Source organism: Helicobacter canadensis MIT 98-5491 (assembly GCF_000162575.1).
GTDB classification, from domain to species: Bacteria; Campylobacterota; Campylobacteria; order Campylobacterales; family Helicobacteraceae; genus Helicobacter_D; species Helicobacter_D canadensis.
The window spans coordinates 84485-99959 of record NZ_CM000776.2 but is presented as its reverse complement, the minus strand read 5'-3'; the positions used below and the strand labels follow the sequence as shown (position 1 = coordinate 99959).

The 15475-nt window shown below is 33.7% G+C and carries 16 protein-coding genes and 1 tRNA gene; 5 read left to right on the top strand and 12 right to left on the bottom strand.

Annotated features, from left to right (window positions below):
• Nucleotides 1-5: 5 nt before the first annotated feature.
• The 6 genes from HCAN_RS00560 to HCAN_RS00535 all read right to left on the bottom strand — a co-directional run bounded on the left by HCAN_RS00560 (nucleotide 6) and on the right by HCAN_RS00535 (nucleotide 3797).
• Complete coding sequence (locus tag HCAN_RS00560; protein WP_006656060.1) at nucleotides 6-1010, bottom strand: beta-ketoacyl-ACP synthase III; 1005 nt, start codon at nucleotides 1008-1010, stop codon at nucleotides 6-8.
• 15 nt (nucleotides 1011-1025) lie between these two features.
• A complete protein-coding gene (gene plsX, locus HCAN_RS00555; protein WP_034556413.1) occupies nucleotides 1026-2024 on the bottom strand; it encodes a phosphate acyltransferase PlsX in 999 nt (332 codons plus the stop codon).
• An 18-nt stretch (nucleotides 2025-2042) separates the two neighbouring features.
• On the bottom strand, nucleotides 2043-2195 hold the full coding sequence (gene rpmF / locus HCAN_RS00550) for a 50S ribosomal protein L32 (RefSeq protein ID WP_006656062.1): 153 nt from the start codon (nucleotides 2193-2195) through the stop codon (nucleotides 2043-2045).
• Between the two features lie 23 nt (nucleotides 2196-2218).
• Nucleotides 2219-2590, bottom strand: coding sequence for a DUF177 domain-containing protein (locus tag HCAN_RS00545; RefSeq protein ID WP_006656063.1), 372 nt, complete (start codon nucleotides 2588-2590; stop codon nucleotides 2219-2221).
• Complete coding sequence (ndk, locus tag HCAN_RS00540) at nucleotides 2591-3004, bottom strand: nucleoside-diphosphate kinase (protein WP_006656064.1); 414 nt, start codon at nucleotides 3002-3004, stop codon at nucleotides 2591-2593.
• Between the two features lie 97 nt (nucleotides 3005-3101).
• Nucleotides 3102-3797 carry an MqnA/MqnD/SBP family protein gene (locus tag HCAN_RS00535; protein WP_006656065.1) on the bottom strand — a complete coding sequence of 232 codons (696 nt, stop codon included), beginning with the start codon at nucleotides 3795-3797 and terminating at the stop codon, nucleotides 3102-3104.
• Nucleotides 3798-3952: 155 nt separating this feature from the next.
• Between HCAN_RS00535 and cheP the strand changes: the two genes are divergently transcribed.
• Entirely contained in the window at nucleotides 3953-4810 is an 858-nt protein-coding gene (cheP, locus tag HCAN_RS00530) for a cheVAW transcriptional regulator CheP (RefSeq protein WP_006656066.1), read from the top strand.
• Nucleotides 4811-4866: 56 nt separating this feature from the next.
• On the opposite strand, the gene HCAN_RS00525 is transcribed toward cheP, so the two are convergent.
• On the bottom strand, nucleotides 4867-5463 hold the full coding sequence (locus HCAN_RS00525) for a peroxiredoxin (protein ID WP_006656067.1): 597 nt from the start codon (nucleotides 5461-5463) through the stop codon (nucleotides 4867-4869).
• Nucleotides 5464-5621: 158 nt separating this feature from the next.
• Here HCAN_RS00525 and metK point away from each other — a divergent pair, with 158 nt between their 5' ends.
• Entirely contained in the window at nucleotides 5622-6782 is a 1161-nt protein-coding gene (gene metK / locus HCAN_RS00520) for a methionine adenosyltransferase (protein ID WP_006656068.1), read from the top strand.
• Nucleotides 6783-6874: 92 nt separating this feature from the next.
• Here the strand turns inward: metK and HCAN_RS00515 are convergent, their stop codons facing one another.
• From HCAN_RS00515 to HCAN_RS00500, 4 genes are all read right to left on the bottom strand, one after another.
• Complete coding sequence (locus HCAN_RS00515) at nucleotides 6875-8068, bottom strand: glycosyltransferase family 8 protein (RefSeq protein WP_006656680.1); 1194 nt, start codon at nucleotides 8066-8068, stop codon at nucleotides 6875-6877.
• A gap of 155 nt (nucleotides 8069-8223) precedes the next feature.
• Nucleotides 8224-8307, bottom strand: a tRNA-Leu gene (locus HCAN_RS00510).
• Between the two features lie 48 nt (nucleotides 8308-8355).
• Nucleotides 8356-8676: a F0F1 ATP synthase subunit C gene (locus tag HCAN_RS00505; RefSeq protein WP_006656070.1), complete on the bottom strand. Its 321-nt coding sequence runs from the start codon at nucleotides 8674-8676 to the stop codon at nucleotides 8356-8358.
• Nucleotides 8677-8867: 191 nt separating this feature from the next.
• Entirely contained in the window at nucleotides 8868-9647 is a 780-nt protein-coding gene (locus HCAN_RS00500; protein WP_006656679.1) for a pyridoxine 5'-phosphate synthase, read from the bottom strand.
• Between the two features lie 73 nt (nucleotides 9648-9720).
• Here HCAN_RS00500 and HCAN_RS00495 point away from each other — a divergent pair, with 73 nt between their 5' ends.
• Genes HCAN_RS00495 through hisH form a run of 3 tightly spaced genes read left to right on the top strand, consistent with a single transcriptional unit; the run spans nucleotide 9721 to nucleotide 12076 of the window.
• Entirely contained in the window at nucleotides 9721-10542 is an 822-nt protein-coding gene (locus HCAN_RS00495; protein WP_006656072.1) for a 3'-5' exonuclease, read from the top strand.
• A gap of 14 nt (nucleotides 10543-10556) precedes the next feature.
• Nucleotides 10557-11462, top strand: a complete 906-nt coding sequence (locus HCAN_RS00490; RefSeq protein ID WP_006656073.1) for a PDC sensor domain-containing protein — start codon at nucleotides 10557-10559, stop codon at nucleotides 11460-11462.
• Between the two features lie 2 nt (nucleotides 11463-11464).
• Nucleotides 11465-12076, top strand: coding sequence for an imidazole glycerol phosphate synthase subunit HisH (hisH, locus tag HCAN_RS00485; protein ID WP_006656678.1), 612 nt, complete (start codon nucleotides 11465-11467; stop codon nucleotides 12074-12076).
• A 22-nt stretch (nucleotides 12077-12098) separates the two neighbouring features.
• On the opposite strand, the gene HCAN_RS00480 is transcribed toward hisH, so the two are convergent.
• The gene (locus HCAN_RS00480) at nucleotides 12099-15413 is read right to left on the bottom strand and encodes an autotransporter family protein (protein ID WP_006656677.1); all 3315 of its coding nucleotides are present in this window, start codon (nucleotides 15411-15413) and stop codon (nucleotides 12099-12101) included.
• Nucleotides 15414-15475 lie beyond the last annotated feature (62 nt).

Here is a 15475-nt window from a genome sequence, read left to right as displayed (position 1 = left end):
TTTAGTTATTCGCCATTAAAACTAAGAATCGCTGATCCCCAAGTTAATCCACCACCAAAGGCATCAAGGAGCAACCTAGAACCTTTCTTTAATGCCCCTGCTTCATAATAATCATTCATTGCCATAGGAATCGAAGCAGCCGAAGTGTTGCCATATTTTTGCACACTTTGAGCTACTTTTTCAATCGGAAATCCCAAACTCTCTCCCACTGCTGAAATAATCCGTAAATTAGCTTGATGAGGAATGAAAAAATCAATATCATCTTTTGTTAGATGATTATTTTTCATAATTTCAATCACATCATTAGTGAGTGTTTTCACGGCTATTTTAAAGGTTTCATTGCCTTTCATTTTGATAAACTGCAACCGATCTTCAAGCATTTTAGCATTCGCCGGATTCCTGCTCCCACAACCAGGCGTCATCAAAAACTCCTGATAGCCACCATTAGAAGCCACTCTCACATCTAAAATAGCTTGGCTTGGATCTTCACTACTTCCAATCACAGCAGCTCCCGCACCATCTCCAAAAAGCACACAAGTGCTTCTATCTTCCATATCAATAATGCTTGATAACTTCTCTGCACCAATAATAAGGATATTTTTACAAGCCCTAGATTCAATAAATGATTTTGCAAGATACAAAAGATAAATAAAACCACTACACGCCGCTGAAATATCAAAAGCAGGTTTATTAATAATCCCAAGATTATTAGCCACCACACAAGCCGTTGAAGGCATACAAAGAAAATCTGGAGAGATAGTTGCTACAATCACCATATCAATTTCATTAGGAGTAAGCTTTGCCCTTTTTATAGCAAGTTGTGCTGCTTTAGTTGCTAAATCGCTTGTCGCTTCAGTAGAATCAGCAAACCTTCGCTCTTTGATACCTGTTCTTTTTTGTATCCATTCATCGCTTGTATCAACGATTTTTGAAAGATCATCATTTGTTACAATTTTATTTGGCACATAAGCTCCAATGGAGTTTAAACTTGCATAGATTTTTTTCTCCATAGGATCTCCTAAAAATTATTTTGTTGGCATTTTGTGTAGTTGCAAAGCACTTAGTATCTTATCATTGATGCTATTTTCAATCGTAGAAATTGCTTGAAAAATTGCATTTTTCATTGCTTTGGCATTGCTTTTTCCATGGCAAATAATCACATTTCCATCAATACCAAGGAGCGGTGCTCCACCATACTCTGCATAGTCAATTTGCTTTTTTAGTTTCTTAAACACACCCCTCATAAACAATGCTCCAAAAGTCCCTATAAGAGAGCTTTTAATATATTGCTTCAAGAGATGAATGATTGAATCCGCAACACCTTCACTTGTTTTTAGGACAACATTTCCGACAAAACCATCGCATACAACCACTTCAACAGAAGAATCAAAAATATTATTACCCTCAATATTTCCAATAAAACTTGGATGATTCCTTAGTATTTCCATTGCTGCTTTTGTGTTTTCATTGCCTTTGCATTCTTCTTCGCCATTAGCAAGCAATCCGATTCGCACTTTGGGATATTTTAAAATCCATTTGGCATACTCATAACCCATAATGCCAAATTCAAAGAGATTCTCAGGCTTACAATCTACATTAGCCCCTGCATCGATAATTAAGCTTTTGTTTCCATCTATTCGTGGCATTAAAGTGCAAATTGCAGGGCGAGAAATACCTTTTAAGCGTCCAATCTTCAAAGTCGCCAAACTCATAGTTGCACCACTATGCCCAGCAGAAACCACCGCATCCACTTCTTTATTTTTGAGCATCTCCATAGCCAAATAAATCGAGCTATCTTTACGCTTAAGTGCTGCAGTAGCACCATCATCCATTGCAATAAAATCCTCACAATGAACAATTTGAACCTTATTCGCCATATCCACAGGAATCAAAGGATCAAGAATAGTCTTATTTCCAATAAGCACTAGAGAAAAATCTCTCTCCTTTAATGCCCACAAAGCACCTTCTACAAGTGGTGAAGCTCCAAAATCACCACCCATTGCATCAACAGCAATTTTCACAATACTTACCAAGGCTTGACTTTAGTCTTTATATTTTCCAGTAAATTTATTTACCCTATGAGGCATTTTCCAAGTGCCATCTTTATCTTTTATAGGCATTGCTAAAGCAATTTTATAATGCGTTCTTCTCTTTGCTGCTCTTGTTTTACTTACGCGTCTCTTTGGTACTGCCATTTTTTACTCCTTAAATTTTAGTTTTAATTAGTTTTAATATGATAATCACAGCGAATCATTTCCAATTCGCCCCTCAAAATTTCTTCTAAATCAACACTTCCATTCTCACACTCAACAACTTCTTCAAAATGCTCGTTATCTAAACTAACTTTTCCATTGCTAAGATAGAATGAAACTTCATTATCTAATACTTCTAAATATTCTTCCCCACTCAAATCGCATATCAATTCAATCTCTCCTTGCAATCTTGCATCAAGCTTGATAAAATCTCTATAACTCCTATCATAAGACAAGAAACCCTCAAACTTAACCGAATCTTGCTGTAGACAAAATGGAATCTTCTCTCCATTTTTGCAAACTTGAAATGCTCTTAAAAAAGGAATTTTAGAAGCCAATTAGCAAATTTCCCTTTCTGCAAAGAAAAATTTAATTTCTTTTTCCGCATTCTCTAAACTATCACTTCCATGCACTGCATTGGCATCAATGCTTTCAGCAAAATCTGCTCTTATTGTGCCTGCTGCTGCTTCTTTAGGGTTAGTAGCTCCCATTAATTCACGATTTTTTGCAACCGCATTCAATCCTTCCAATACCATTACAACAACTGGACCGCTCACCATAAAAGTAACTAAATCATTGAAAAAAGGGCGACTTTTGTGAATAGCATAAAATTCTTGTGCATCACTTTGGCTTAATTGGACTTTTTTCATTGCTGCAATTCTTAAGCCATTGCTTTCAAATCTATCAATAATTTTACCAATAACATTCTTTTTCACTGCATCTGGCTTAATAATGGATAATGTTTTCTCCATTTCCTTACTCCTATTTTTTACCAAAAATCTTGGAATTTATAAAATCAAAGTTATTATTATACAATAAAAAATTATATTTAACATTAAATGCATTATTTTAGAATCGTTTTGGAGGTTTGATTCCTAAAATACGCAATTCTCTATAAAATCTCTGCATACCAAAATTAGCCTTCTTATCAATTTTATAAGAAAGAACTTTTAGATATTCCAAAATCTGCTTTTTACTTACCCCTGTATTGCAAGAGGCTTCATCTAAGATATAATAAGGTATCTTAATGTGTTTTTTCTCAAAAGCTTGAATAACTTTCTTAAAAAAAGCTAGATCTTTTCTTACACATAATCTCCCAAAAACAAAAGGTAATCCCTGCTTAGAAACCCAATATTCCCCCATATCAATATAATCTTTTCTACCTTCCTTTTTTTGCTTTAAAACTTCCACTAACGCCCTATCTCCAATCAAAACACGCCCTTTTAAACCTAAAACTTTCAAAAGTGCATTAGAAGTTGCTGATTGATAATCACTCCCTTCTTCTTCTTTAAGACAAATGACGCTTAAGACTTTTTTCCTTGCAACAATCCCAATTCTTGAAGCAAAAAAATTGCTTTTTCGCAAAGCTGTGATAGAAGACACAAATCCTGCATCAATATAGCCAAATAGAAATTCTTTATTGAGTTTAGCTGGATAAGATTTTCGTTTTTTATAGCACAACATAAATTGAGAAGGTGTTGGATAGGCGCGTATAAAAACTTCAAAAGGCAAAAGATTTAAATAATCAATTTTCCCAAACCGCATAAATTCTCCTTACCAAATTAACAAATATTTTATATTCCTTATATTTTACATTATATCGCATTAATCTTCACCCCTCATTGCTACTTAATAAATAAGTAAAATTTTAAAAAAAATAATATAAAATAAATAAAAATATTTGGAATCAAGGATAAAGTATGAACCCCCTATTATTGAAGGCTATTCAAGATCTTCCACCGCTACCAAGCACCGTGACAGAATTACGCAATTATATTGATTCTAATGGTGCAAACTTAGAAGTCAAAAAAATTGCCACTATTATCCAGAAAGATCCACTTTTGGTTGGAGAATTATTGCGTCTTGCAAACTCCCCTTTTTATGGATTCTCACGACAAGTCTCTACCATTCAACAAGTTATTTCTCTATTAGGAATCAATAATATTAAAAATATTGTTTTGGCTAACTCTCTTAAATCTACTTTCACTATTGATGTTTCTCCTTATGGTTTAGACACTACAGATTTTCTTAATAACTGCTCTAAAGAAGTGGATTTTATCTCAAATTGGCTCAAAGAAGAGGATAAAGCCCTTGCAAATACGCTTGTGCCCTGTGCAATGCTATTAAGATTAGGGATGATTTTGCTTTCTAATATGCTTATTAAAGCCGATAAAGACAAAGAATTTTTAGCAGAAAATAAAGCCCATAATTTCCAAGATATTCACGAAGTAGAAAATCATTATTGCGGTGTTGATAGCATATCTTTTTTGGGATTTTTATTTGATTATTGGAAGTTTGATGAAGTCCTAATCCAAAGTATCGCTTATATTGATACTCCTCACGCTGCCACCAATGAAATCAAAAAAAACGCCTATGCTCTAGCTATTACTAACTGCCTTTTTGAACCTTATGCACCACTTAGCCACTTTAATTCTAGAAAGGCTATCGCACTTTTAAATGAAGCAAAGGCACAAAATATTGACTTTGATATGGGAAACTTTTTAGCTAATTTACCTAAAGAAGCCAAAGAAAACTTAGCTCAAGAATTAGGGAGTTAAAATTTAGTAGGATAAAAAAATCCCTAACTTTAATTAAGGTTAGGGATTGTATAAGATTAAAGTTTATCTGCGTTTTGAGAAAGATATTCTGCTACACCTTTAGCATCAGCTTTCATGCCTTTATCACCTTTATTCCAACCTGCTGGACAAACTTCACCATTTTCTTCAAAGAATGTTAGTGCATCGCACATTCTTAGCATTTCATCCATATTTCTACCAAGTGGAAGGTCATTGATTACAGCGTGGCGAACAACTTGATTTTTATCAATTAAGAAAGAACCTCTTAATGCAACTGCTTCATCAATTAAAACTTCATAATCTCTTGAAATTTGTTTTGTAATATCAGAAACCATAGGGAATTGAACATTTCCGATTCCACCTTGATTAACTGGAGTATTTTTCCATGCAAAATGAACAACATCAGAATCAATAGAAACACCAATTACATTAAAACCTTTTTCGGCAAAAGCTTTTACTCTGTGATCCATTGCAATGATTTCTGAAGGACAAACAAAAGTAAAATCTTTTGGCCAAAAGAAAACAACTGCACCATTTCTACCAAGATTTCTAGCAAGTTCGAAATCTTCTACAATTTGATTGTCTGCTAAAACTGCAGGTGCTTTGAAATTTGGAGCTTTTTTTGTTACTAACATTTTAAATCCTTTATAAAAAATAATTTGTTGATAAAAAATATCAATTAGAATAATACCAATACTAATATAAATTGAATATTAAATATTACTTGAATCTTTTTTATGTTTTTTAAGATTAACTTTGATAGAATAAAAAAAATTAAATACAAGGTGAATTTATGAAAAAAGAATTTCTCTTTACTTCTGAATCGGTTACCGAAGGGCATCCAGATAAAATGGCTGATCAAATTAGCGATGCGATTTTAGATTATATTATAGAACGCGATCCAAAGGCTAGAGTAGCTTGTGAAACTTTGCTTTCTAATGGTTATTGCGTGATTGCGGGAGAATTAAAAACTCACGCTTATGCTCCAATGCAAGACATTGCTAGACGCGTGATTCGAGAGATTGGCTATATTGATGCACGCTATGGATTTGACTACCGCAGCGCTGGAGTGCTTAATGGAATCGGAGAGCAAAGTCCGGATATTAATCAAGGCGTAGATAGAGAAGATGGCGAGATTGGAGCAGGGGATCAAGGCTTGATGTTTGGTTATGCTTGTCGCGAAACTGATGTTTTAATGCCACTTCCTATTTATCTTTCCCACAGAATCACAGAAAGACTAGCTGCACTTAGAAAAGATGGAACACTTCCTTTTTTGCGTCCTGATGGTAAATCTCAAGTTACAATCAAATATGTTAATGGAATCCCTGTAGGCATTGATACTATTGTTGTCTCAACTCAACATAGTCCAGAGACTTCTCAAGAAACACTTAGAAGTGCCGTTATTGAAGAAGTTATCAAAAAAGCTTTGCCCGAGCAATTTGCAACCGATAATATTCGCTACTTTATCAATCCAACTGGAAAATTTGTCATCGGTGGTCCTCAAGGTGATGCAGGGCTAACAGGGCGAAAAATCATTGTCGATACTTATGGTGGAAGTTGTCCGCATGGTGGGGGAGCTTTTAGTGGAAAAGATCCAAGCAAAGTCGATAGAAGTGGTGCCTATGCAATGCGATATGTTGCAAAAAATCTTGTAGCAAGTGGAATCTGCGATAAAGCCACCGTTCAAATTGCCTATGCTATTGGGGTAGTAGAGCCTGTATCAATTCTTGTTAATACTCACGGAACAGGAAAAGTAGAAGATTCCAAAATCGAAGAATGCGTCAAAACCCTTTTCCGCCTTACACCAAAAGGTATTATTGAATCTCTAGACTTACTCCGCCCTATCTATCAAAAAACTGCAAGTTATGGACACTTTGGTAGAGAATTACCTGAATTCACTTGGGAAAAAACTGACAAAGCAGAAGCTATTAAAGATTATTTCAATCTCAAATAAAAATTTAGGGAGAATCCAAGATTCTCTCTCATTTTATTCCTTGCATATCAAAATGCACTTCACAACAAATTATCAAATTTTATCCAACGCTCCTAACCCAAGATTCTTGCTTGATTCTTTCTAAAGTTTTTAATCATATGCAACATTCTAAAAGGAAATGAAATTAATTTACCTTTTTTGCGTTTATGATAAGCATTTAAAGCAACCCTTCCTATGTCTCTAGCTAAATTATAATCTTTTAGGGGAATTTCTTCTTGCTCTATTGAATCTTTATTTTTAATGAGAGAGTAAGTATAAAATGGAATTAGTGCAAATAAGCCTTTTTGATAATATCTTAGAAGCTTATATCCAACCAAACATTGAAAAGCTAGGGCACTATCTGCTTGTGGTTTAAGTTGTAATAATTTTTCTTTAAAAATAGGAGTTTGATCCACCATATCCCACCAATATTGATCTAAAAATTTATTGTGATAATCTAAATAAATCTTAGCGTTATTCCAAGGTTTAGTGTGTGTGAAATAGTGCAAGATTTTAGGATTTCGCAATGCACTATTAAAATCTTTTCTATAATAAGGAAGCTTGTCCCTGCCTTTTTCATCTTTACAAATCGCACGATAATAAACACAAACCATAAGATTCCATTCTATTCCAACCTTATGAGTTTTCCCAGATAAAACTATGTTTAATATATCTTGATCGTGGAAAGAGTAATGATAATTTTTTCCAATCTCAAAAGCCCTATCTTCTATATTTTCTTGTCTCCATAAATCCAAATCTACAAGCAACATTCCAGAATTAAAATAGCTTCCTGTAATATTTATGGGCTTATAAGCTTGATTTTTAGGCTTATAAATTTTTTGAGAATGATGCTCCATTACAACCCCGCAAATTTTACCTTGTAGATCCACTTCAAATAGCTCTCTTAAATCCCCCAAAACAATCATATCTACATCCAAATAAACACATCGTTTAATTGATAATGGCAAAGCACTGCCAATCTTTAAGCGATAATAAGCTAAATAATTTCCATTGAGTGTAGGCATAGAATATTCTCTAAAGAGTTGATCATCTAAAATATAAATGGTAAGTGTGCAAGGATAAATTTTGGAAAGCTCCGAGATAAGATTTTCTAGATTCTTTGTATTTTCTTGGCTAATAGAATCCATTAAAAGGTGAAAATTATAGCCCCCCCCCCCACTAGATTGAGTATTTTGAATAATTGAAGTGATTAGCACTGCTGCATAAGGCACATAATTTTCATTTAAATTAAGCACGACATTATACATTATTATCTCCCAAGTATTTTGCAAATATTTTGCAAGATTGTAGCATAAAATCAAATATCGACCAAATACAAATTACGATATTTTATAGTATTTGAATAATTTAATTTTATATTTATAAAAGAATAGATTCGTTTACAAAAGAAATTTTAGAAGTATGGTGCGCTGGGCGAGACTTGAACTCGCACGGGTCGCCCCGCCACCCCCTCAAGATGGTGTGTCTACCATTCCACCACCAGCGCAATAGAAGTTTAAGATTCTAGCCAAGACTAGAATCTTAAAAAAAGTTATTATAAACCTAGTATTCCTGCAAAAGGGTTAGCATAAAGAAGAATTAAAGCTACAACAAGTGTATAAATAACTTGTGCTTCAATCATCGCTAATGCAATAAACATTGTTGTCATAAGCTTACCGCCTACACCAGGATTTCTAGCCATACCAGAAATAGTTGCAGCTGCTGTGCTTCCCATACCGATAGCACCACCAAGCGCAGCAATACCTAATCCAATACCTGCAGCGATTGCAGAATAAGACAACAACATTTCACCAGCACCCTCAGCAGCAAATGCTACGCTAGCTAATGCAAAAAATGCTAAAAATAATTTTTTCATTGATTATCTCCTTGAAATTTCAAAGTCTGTTCGGATCTATCCCCTACTTATCACTTTGTAGGGTGTAATTATTATCATTTTTTGCTAAATTTTAAATAAAAGTAAGCCCACAATTAACAAAATTTTACAAATCTCTTATTTTTCTTAATTAACCACTAAGTGCAAAATACCTTCTCTATCAAGCTTAATCTCTACACCAACAAAGCCTTTAACTCTCTAATAGCATTTTCCAATCCCACAAAAATCGCTCTTGCAATGATACTCTGTCCAATATTTAACTCCACAATCTCTTGAATCTCCAAAATAGGCTTTAAATTCACATAATTTAATCCGTGTCCTGCTGCGACCCCCAAGCCCAATTCATTCGCTTTTTTTGCGCCTTTTTTAAGAGATTCCAAAGACTGCTCCCAAAGACCTAATAACTCTTTTTTAGGCAATTCTAATTCTTTGATACTATTTTTCATCTTAGGCAAATTTGAAAAAAGCATTAAGTGCAAATTCGCATAGCTCCCTGTGTGTAACTCTATCATCTCTGCCCCCACTTCCTTAGAGGCTTCAATTTGACTTGCTTCCGAATCAATAAAAAGCGAAACTTGTGTGCCAACTTCTTGAAAACTTTTTGTAATTTGCAAAATGCGTTCAAAATTCCCCACAACATTCAATCCACCCTCTGTCGTTACTTCCTCTCTATTTTCTGGAACAAGCGTGATTCTATGTGGAGCAATTTTTAAAAGAAATTCAATAATAGTGGGGTTAATTGATGATTCAATATTAATAGGTAAAAACGAAGATTGTGCTATCCGCAAAATGTCTTCATCGTGCATATGACGCCTATCTTCCCTTAAATGCATCGTGATTTGATCTGCCCCTGCTCTCTTTGCGATAAAAATCGCTTCCAAAGGATCTGGATCATTGATTTTTCGTGCTTCCCTTAAAGTAGCAATATGATCAATATTTACTCCAAGTAGCATTTTTACTCCTTTTTATGTCAAATTGATAGGATTTTAACTAAAATAACTTTAAAATTTATCACAAAGGTTTGCTATGGTAATGGTATTTGACTGCGAGACAATTCCTGATGTTACACTTATAAAGCAAGGCTTTAAAAAAGAGTTTGAAGCACTTAACTTTGATTTTTCTGATGAACTAGCCATTAGCAAAAAAGCAATGGAGATTCAAAAGGAAAATAGCGGAAGTGAATTTTTACCCATTTGCTACCACCAAGTCGTTTCTATTGCTGCCATTTTTTGCGATGAATATGGTAATTTTAAAAAAGTAGGAAATTTCAAAGCCATAGGCAACACCAAAGAAGAAAGAGAAAAATCACTCATACAAGCTTTTTTAGATTATTTAAATAAACACCAACCCAAACTAGTAAGCTTTAATGGGAGGGGATTTGATTTGCCAATGCTATTGCTTAGAGCGATGAAATATAAACTCCAAGCTAATGCGTATTTTGAAACAGATAACCTTCAATACAATAAAAACAAATGGGAAAATTATCGTCAAAGATATAGCGAAAAATTTCACACCGATTTGCTTGATGTATTGGGAAATTTTGGGAGTGTGCGTGGATTAAAGCTTGATGTGCTTGCAAACCTTATGGGTTTCCCTGGGAAATATGACATTCACGGCGATATGGTGCTAGAGCTTTATTATCAAGGAGAATATGAAAAAATTGATGAATATTGCCAAAGCGATGTCTTAAACACTTATGGCGTGTATTTGCACTATGAGCTTTTAAAGGGCAATTTAAATGTGGAGCAATATCAAGAAATCTTAAGTAATTGGAGGGAAAATCTCCCAAAAGACAAGTCTTATTCTTCAATCTTTTTTGATACAATCACACAACAAATTCACTCTTAAGCCAAAGGAGCTTTATGCTTTCAAAGGAAATTTTAGAATTTAGCGAAATGCGTTATGAAATAAGAGCCTATTTGTGCTTTTTATTGCAACGCAATATCAAAAACCATTTACCCCATATTGAACTTAATAAAATCATTGATGGTTTGCATAAAATTGGTAGTGAAGTTAGTATTTTTGAACTTTTATATGTCCTTGATTCAAGTGGAAATTTGGCAATAGATGGAATCAGCAATGATTCTTCCATAGAATGCAAAAAGGGTGAAAATCACAATGACAGAGCCTATTTTTATCGTGCCATCAAAGAAAAAAAATGTATCCTAACAGATCCCTACCCTTCCCTAGCAAGTGGGAATCTTGTAATCACTGCTTCTTATCCACTCTATAATGATAAAGGCAAACTAATGTATGTTGTCTGTCTTGATATACCCCTAGAAAAAACCTCTCTACTTTTAAAACCTATGCCACTTTTTGGTTTCTTTTCTCATTTTAAAAAGGGTGTTTATTTTATCATCACTTTAGCCTTATTTCTTGTTTGTGGATTATTGCTTGTAAAAGGTGGCATTAGTATGTGGGAAGCTCTAGAGAGATTTAATAGCCTAGATATTAAAGATATTTTTGAAGCCACGATTCTCATCACTCTTTCTTTGGCTATTTTTGATTTAGTCCGAGCAATCTTTGAAGAAGAAGTGCTTGGCAGGCAAAAATCTCAAGATTCTAAAATGGTGCATAAAACAATGACTCGCTTTTTAGGTTCTATTGTGATTGCTCTAGCCATTGAAGCCTTGATGCTAGTTTTTAAATTTACTATTATTGAGCCTGAAAAGCTTATCTATGCGGTGTATTTGATTGTTGGAGTAACATTGCTACTTGCAGGGCTTTCACTCTATGTAAAATTCACCGCTGGAGTTAAAAGGGATTAAAAATGCTTGGAATCATTAACTACAACAGCGGAAACCTAGCTAGTGTGCAAAATGCTATTTTAAAGCTAGGAGGAGAAGTTAGAATCGAATCTAACCCTGAAAAACTCAAAAGTTATGATAGGTTGATACTGCCTGGTGTTGGAGCCTTTGGTGAAGCTATGGAACATTTAGAAAAAAGTGGTATGAAAGAATCGATTTTAGAATTTGCAAAAAGCGGAAAACCTTTGCTTGGAATCTGCCTTGGGATGCAGCTTTTATTCCAAAAAAGTTATGAGTTTGGGGAGCATTTGGGGCTTGGTTTGATAGAGGGCGAGATTATAAAATTTGACAAAAAGCTACTCAAAGAAGATGAGAAGATTCCCCATATGGGGTGGAATCTTGTCCAAAAAACTAAAAATAGCCCACTCTTAAAAGATTTGGAAGAAACTTTTTATTTGTATTTTGTGCATAGTTATTACTTAGGTGATTTTAAAAATGCCATTGGAATAAGCCATTATGGTGTAGATTTCACAGCTTTAGTGCAAAAAGATAATCTTTTGGGGATTCAACCTCACCCAGAAAAATCTCACAATGTTGGTTTAAAAATTCTAGAAAATTTTCTCAAATTTTCTTGATCCAACCTTGTAAAATTAGAAATCAAAACCTAATCCCCGCCTCTAATTTACCATAAAAATCGCTACGGCTTTTAATATCACTCTGCAAAGAAAGATTAGTAAAAAATCCATTTTGATAAGATAATCCTGTTTTAACCTGCATACGCAAAGAACTCTTATCATTTAAAACATTTTGAGCATAAAAAGCAGAATTAGAATCGCCCTTAAAAGATGCATCACCTTTGAGTTCATCATTAAAAAAATAATAATATCCTCCTAGCAAAGCAAGGTTAAATACAGAATTATAAAAATTTGTATGATACTCTATTTTTGCTCCCACAAAACTTCCCAAAGAATAATAATCTTTGCTTTTTACCCTCAACGCAAGATTGGAATCTTGCTTTTCAGTAATATTTGGAGTATGAAGAATATTATATTCTATATAACCAAAAGGCAAAAAAGATAAAGCATCGCTTACAATAAAATCTTTACCAATTCCAACAAATGTGCTTGTAACTAATGTATTAAAATTAGCAGAAAAATTTTGCGTATAACTACCTACATTTATAGCACGATTTAATTCATTATTTTCATAGCCCACTCTCAAAGAGCCAAACAGATAAAAATTTTCCAAATCATATCGCGTTGTTACCCCTGCATATCCTCCCTTACTTTTCACATTACTCTCTAAGTCATTTTGAAATTCTAAATAACTTGAATTGGCAATAAAATGCAATCCCATATTCCAAGAATCATTAAAATTCTTAATAGCACTCGTATGGATTCCACCTCCATACCCTCTATAAGCACTAAAATCGCCATTTTCTTTTGTATAAGAATAGTTTCCAAATGGAATAACTTGCACTAACCATTCTAAACGATTAGAATCCTTTCTAAAATCATTTAAAAAATCTTGATTCAATCGCTGTTGAAAATCTAAAGAAGCTTTAGCTGTATTCACATAAGCCGTAGCATTCAAATTCTCTAGAGTTCTTGTAATGGCTTGTGTATCTCTAGTGAAATCTATTTCTTCAAACAAAACCGAAGTTGGATTAGTAGCTTCTGTTTTAAATGCCAAAGATTCTAAAGCATTCGCTAGAGTTTTATCTCCCTCGTTAGTTGCAAATTTCATATAATCCCTTGTAATCTCTATTGTATCACTAAGGTTATCAAAATGAAATTCTAAGGTATGAGAAAGATTTGTGGAATCATCATATGCAATTGTTGCAAATTTTCCTGAAATATTTGTCGTATTGCCAGAATTTGTATTAAATAAATTTTCTCTATCAAGCTGTAGCTTATCTCCATAAAACCCTTTTGCCATATAGAATTTTAAATTTCCATCTAAAGTTGCCGAATTTCCAAGCTGAATATTAAGTTTCCCTTGAGGGTTTATAGGTGCATTTAAAGTAGCATTGGCAGCATTTTCAAAATGATTTTTTATCTTTATTGAGGCATTTGAGTTTTCTAATTTCAAAGAAGCATTATTATACAAATCATACACCCAAGCATTATCCTTTAAAACAAGATCTCCATTAACCTTAACCTTAAAGCTATTATATCCATAAATTCCGCCTTCAAGCACAAAGGCATTGACTGGATTACTTTGCCTTGTTTGGAAATTTTCAAAATTCAAGGTTGTAAAGAATTGATTAGCATAACCTTGTAATAATTTAGAATTATTTGGATTCCAAAGCGAAATAATATCGCCCTTAATTGTGGCTCCCATTTGGATATTAATATTTTCTACAAAAGCATTATCTGCAATATAAATAGCTGCTAAATCCCCTTGTGTATAACTTTTATTGCCTAAATTAAGATTACTTACCAATGCACCATTTAACCTATAGGCTTCTAAAAAATCTTGAAATTCAATTTCTTCATAATTAGGATTAGCAAACATATAAGAACCCCTATATTCAGAATTATTTCCTAGTTCATTATCCCCAAAATCAATGTGAATTCCTATACCTTCTTTGCCCTCAGCAATAATTTCTCCATTATGATTTAGAGTGTGATTTTTACCATAAGCCACAAGCACTCCACTAGAGTAATCTCCTAACATATGAATTTTAGTGCCACTAGCAAGATTTAAAGTATTGTCACTACCATCTATTCGAATTCCACTTGCTGCAATTCCTCTAGATAAAATATTATGATTTTGCGTTATAACATTCTCTCTGCCATAAATATGCAATCCTACACCATAAGCACTAGGGTTATAAGAACCTAGCACCCAACCTTGTGCATCTCTATCATTAAATCCGTGGGTGCTATTCCATACAATTCCATTCTCATAAATGGAATCCCCAAAATATAACTTCCTATCAAAACGATAACCTAAATCTTGAAGCAAAGCAAGCTCTGCCTCCATAAAATAAAGATAGTTAGACCAACTTTGGTGACTCATTAATGAATTATCTAATTCAATATGGGAAAATTCTGCACTTCCATTTTCCCAACCGCTAATAGGCAATCCATTAAACGCATCAAAACCAAGCCTTGCATTTTTAATCACTTCACTAACATTATTCCCAACAAAATATGCATGACCACTAGCATTGCTAAGACTGCCTCCAAAATTATCACCCCACATATCATTGCCAACATCCACTAGAAAAATGCCACGATTGCTTTCATAAAATTTATCATCAACAATTTGCATACCCCCTTGCGCATACACTCCTCTATAATCCACAAGATGTCTTGTATAAGCATTGAGATTACTCGCAAAAATAGCATTCAACCCATTAGAAATGGTTGCACCAAGCCCAAAAGCATGAAAAAGTTCGTGAGTAAAAATACTAAAAGTATCGCCTTGATTCTTGTTAATAGGCAAAACGCTTGGATGAGGTGCAATATACCAATCTAATGTCCCTATGTTAATGGTCCCTAAATATTTTAAATCTTCGCTAGAGAGAAAAATGGGATTACCTTGAGAGTCTTGATTGATAACAATATGACTTAAATCCTCTTTTGCCTCCTGTAAAGATAAACTCTCATAAAGCAATTGTGCAAACAAGGCTGAATTCCCATTTGTAAGAATATCATATGAAATAGCACTCGCATTAGCTTCTTGCATTGTGCTTACACTAAGTGCAATAGGTTCATTATTTGTGGCATTAACACTTAAAATATCTGCCAAAAATTGTGCAGCCCTTTTAACTTCATTTTTTTGTTCATCTGTTAGAGTAAAAGGTGAAACCTGAGCCTCACCCATAAAAGTTGAACTTTCTCCCTGATTATAAAAATCTAGTTGAAAAATTGGCTTTTGCTTACTCTCAACCAAAATACTATCATAACCAAATAAATAGCCTCCGCTTAAAGCGAAAATGAATATCTTTGTGTATAATTTCATAGTTTACAACTTTAAATTTTTTTCTAATCATAAAAAATTATAACAAAAAAAATTTATTTTTT

What these genes read in the sequence shown, in the direction of transcription:
- HCAN_RS00560 (WP_006656060.1), bottom strand. Translation starts at nt 1,010, where the DNA reads ATGGAGAAAAAAATCTATGCAAGTTTAAACTCCATTGGAGCTTATGTG.
- rpmF (WP_006656062.1), bottom strand. Translation starts at nt 2,195, where the DNA reads ATGGCAGTACCAAAGAGACGCGTAAGTAAAACAAGAGCAGCAAAGAGA.
- ndk (WP_006656064.1), bottom strand. Translation starts at nt 3,004, where the DNA reads ATGGAGAAAACATTATCCATTATTAAGCCAGATGCAGTGAAAAAGAAT.
- HCAN_RS00535 (WP_006656065.1), bottom strand. Translation starts at nt 3,797, where the DNA reads ATGCGGTTTGGGAAAATTGATTATTTAAATCTTTTGCCTTTTGAAGTT.
- cheP (WP_006656066.1), top strand. Translation starts at nt 3,953, where the DNA reads ATGAACCCCCTATTATTGAAGGCTATTCAAGATCTTCCACCGCTACCA.
- HCAN_RS00525 (WP_006656067.1), bottom strand. Translation starts at nt 5,463, where the DNA reads ATGTTAGTAACAAAAAAAGCTCCAAATTTCAAAGCACCTGCAGTTTTA.
- metK (WP_006656068.1), top strand. Translation starts at nt 5,622, where the DNA reads ATGAAAAAAGAATTTCTCTTTACTTCTGAATCGGTTACCGAAGGGCAT.
- HCAN_RS00515 (WP_006656680.1), bottom strand. Translation starts at nt 8,068, where the DNA reads ATGTATAATGTCGTGCTTAATTTAAATGAAAATTATGTGCCTTATGCA.
- HCAN_RS00505 (WP_006656070.1), bottom strand. Translation starts at nt 8,676, where the DNA reads ATGAAAAAATTATTTTTAGCATTTTTTGCATTAGCTAGCGTAGCATTT.
- HCAN_RS00500 (WP_006656679.1), bottom strand. Translation starts at nt 9,647, where the DNA reads ATGCTACTTGGAGTAAATATTGATCATATTGCTACTTTAAGGGAAGCA.
- HCAN_RS00495 (WP_006656072.1), top strand. Translation starts at nt 9,721, where the DNA reads ATGGTAATGGTATTTGACTGCGAGACAATTCCTGATGTTACACTTATA.
- HCAN_RS00490 (WP_006656073.1), top strand. Translation starts at nt 10,557, where the DNA reads ATGCTTTCAAAGGAAATTTTAGAATTTAGCGAAATGCGTTATGAAATA.
- hisH (WP_006656678.1), top strand. Translation starts at nt 11,465, where the DNA reads ATGCTTGGAATCATTAACTACAACAGCGGAAACCTAGCTAGTGTGCAA.
- HCAN_RS00480 (WP_006656677.1), bottom strand. Translation starts at nt 15,413, where the DNA reads ATGAAATTATACACAAAGATATTCATTTTCGCTTTAAGCGGAGGCTAT.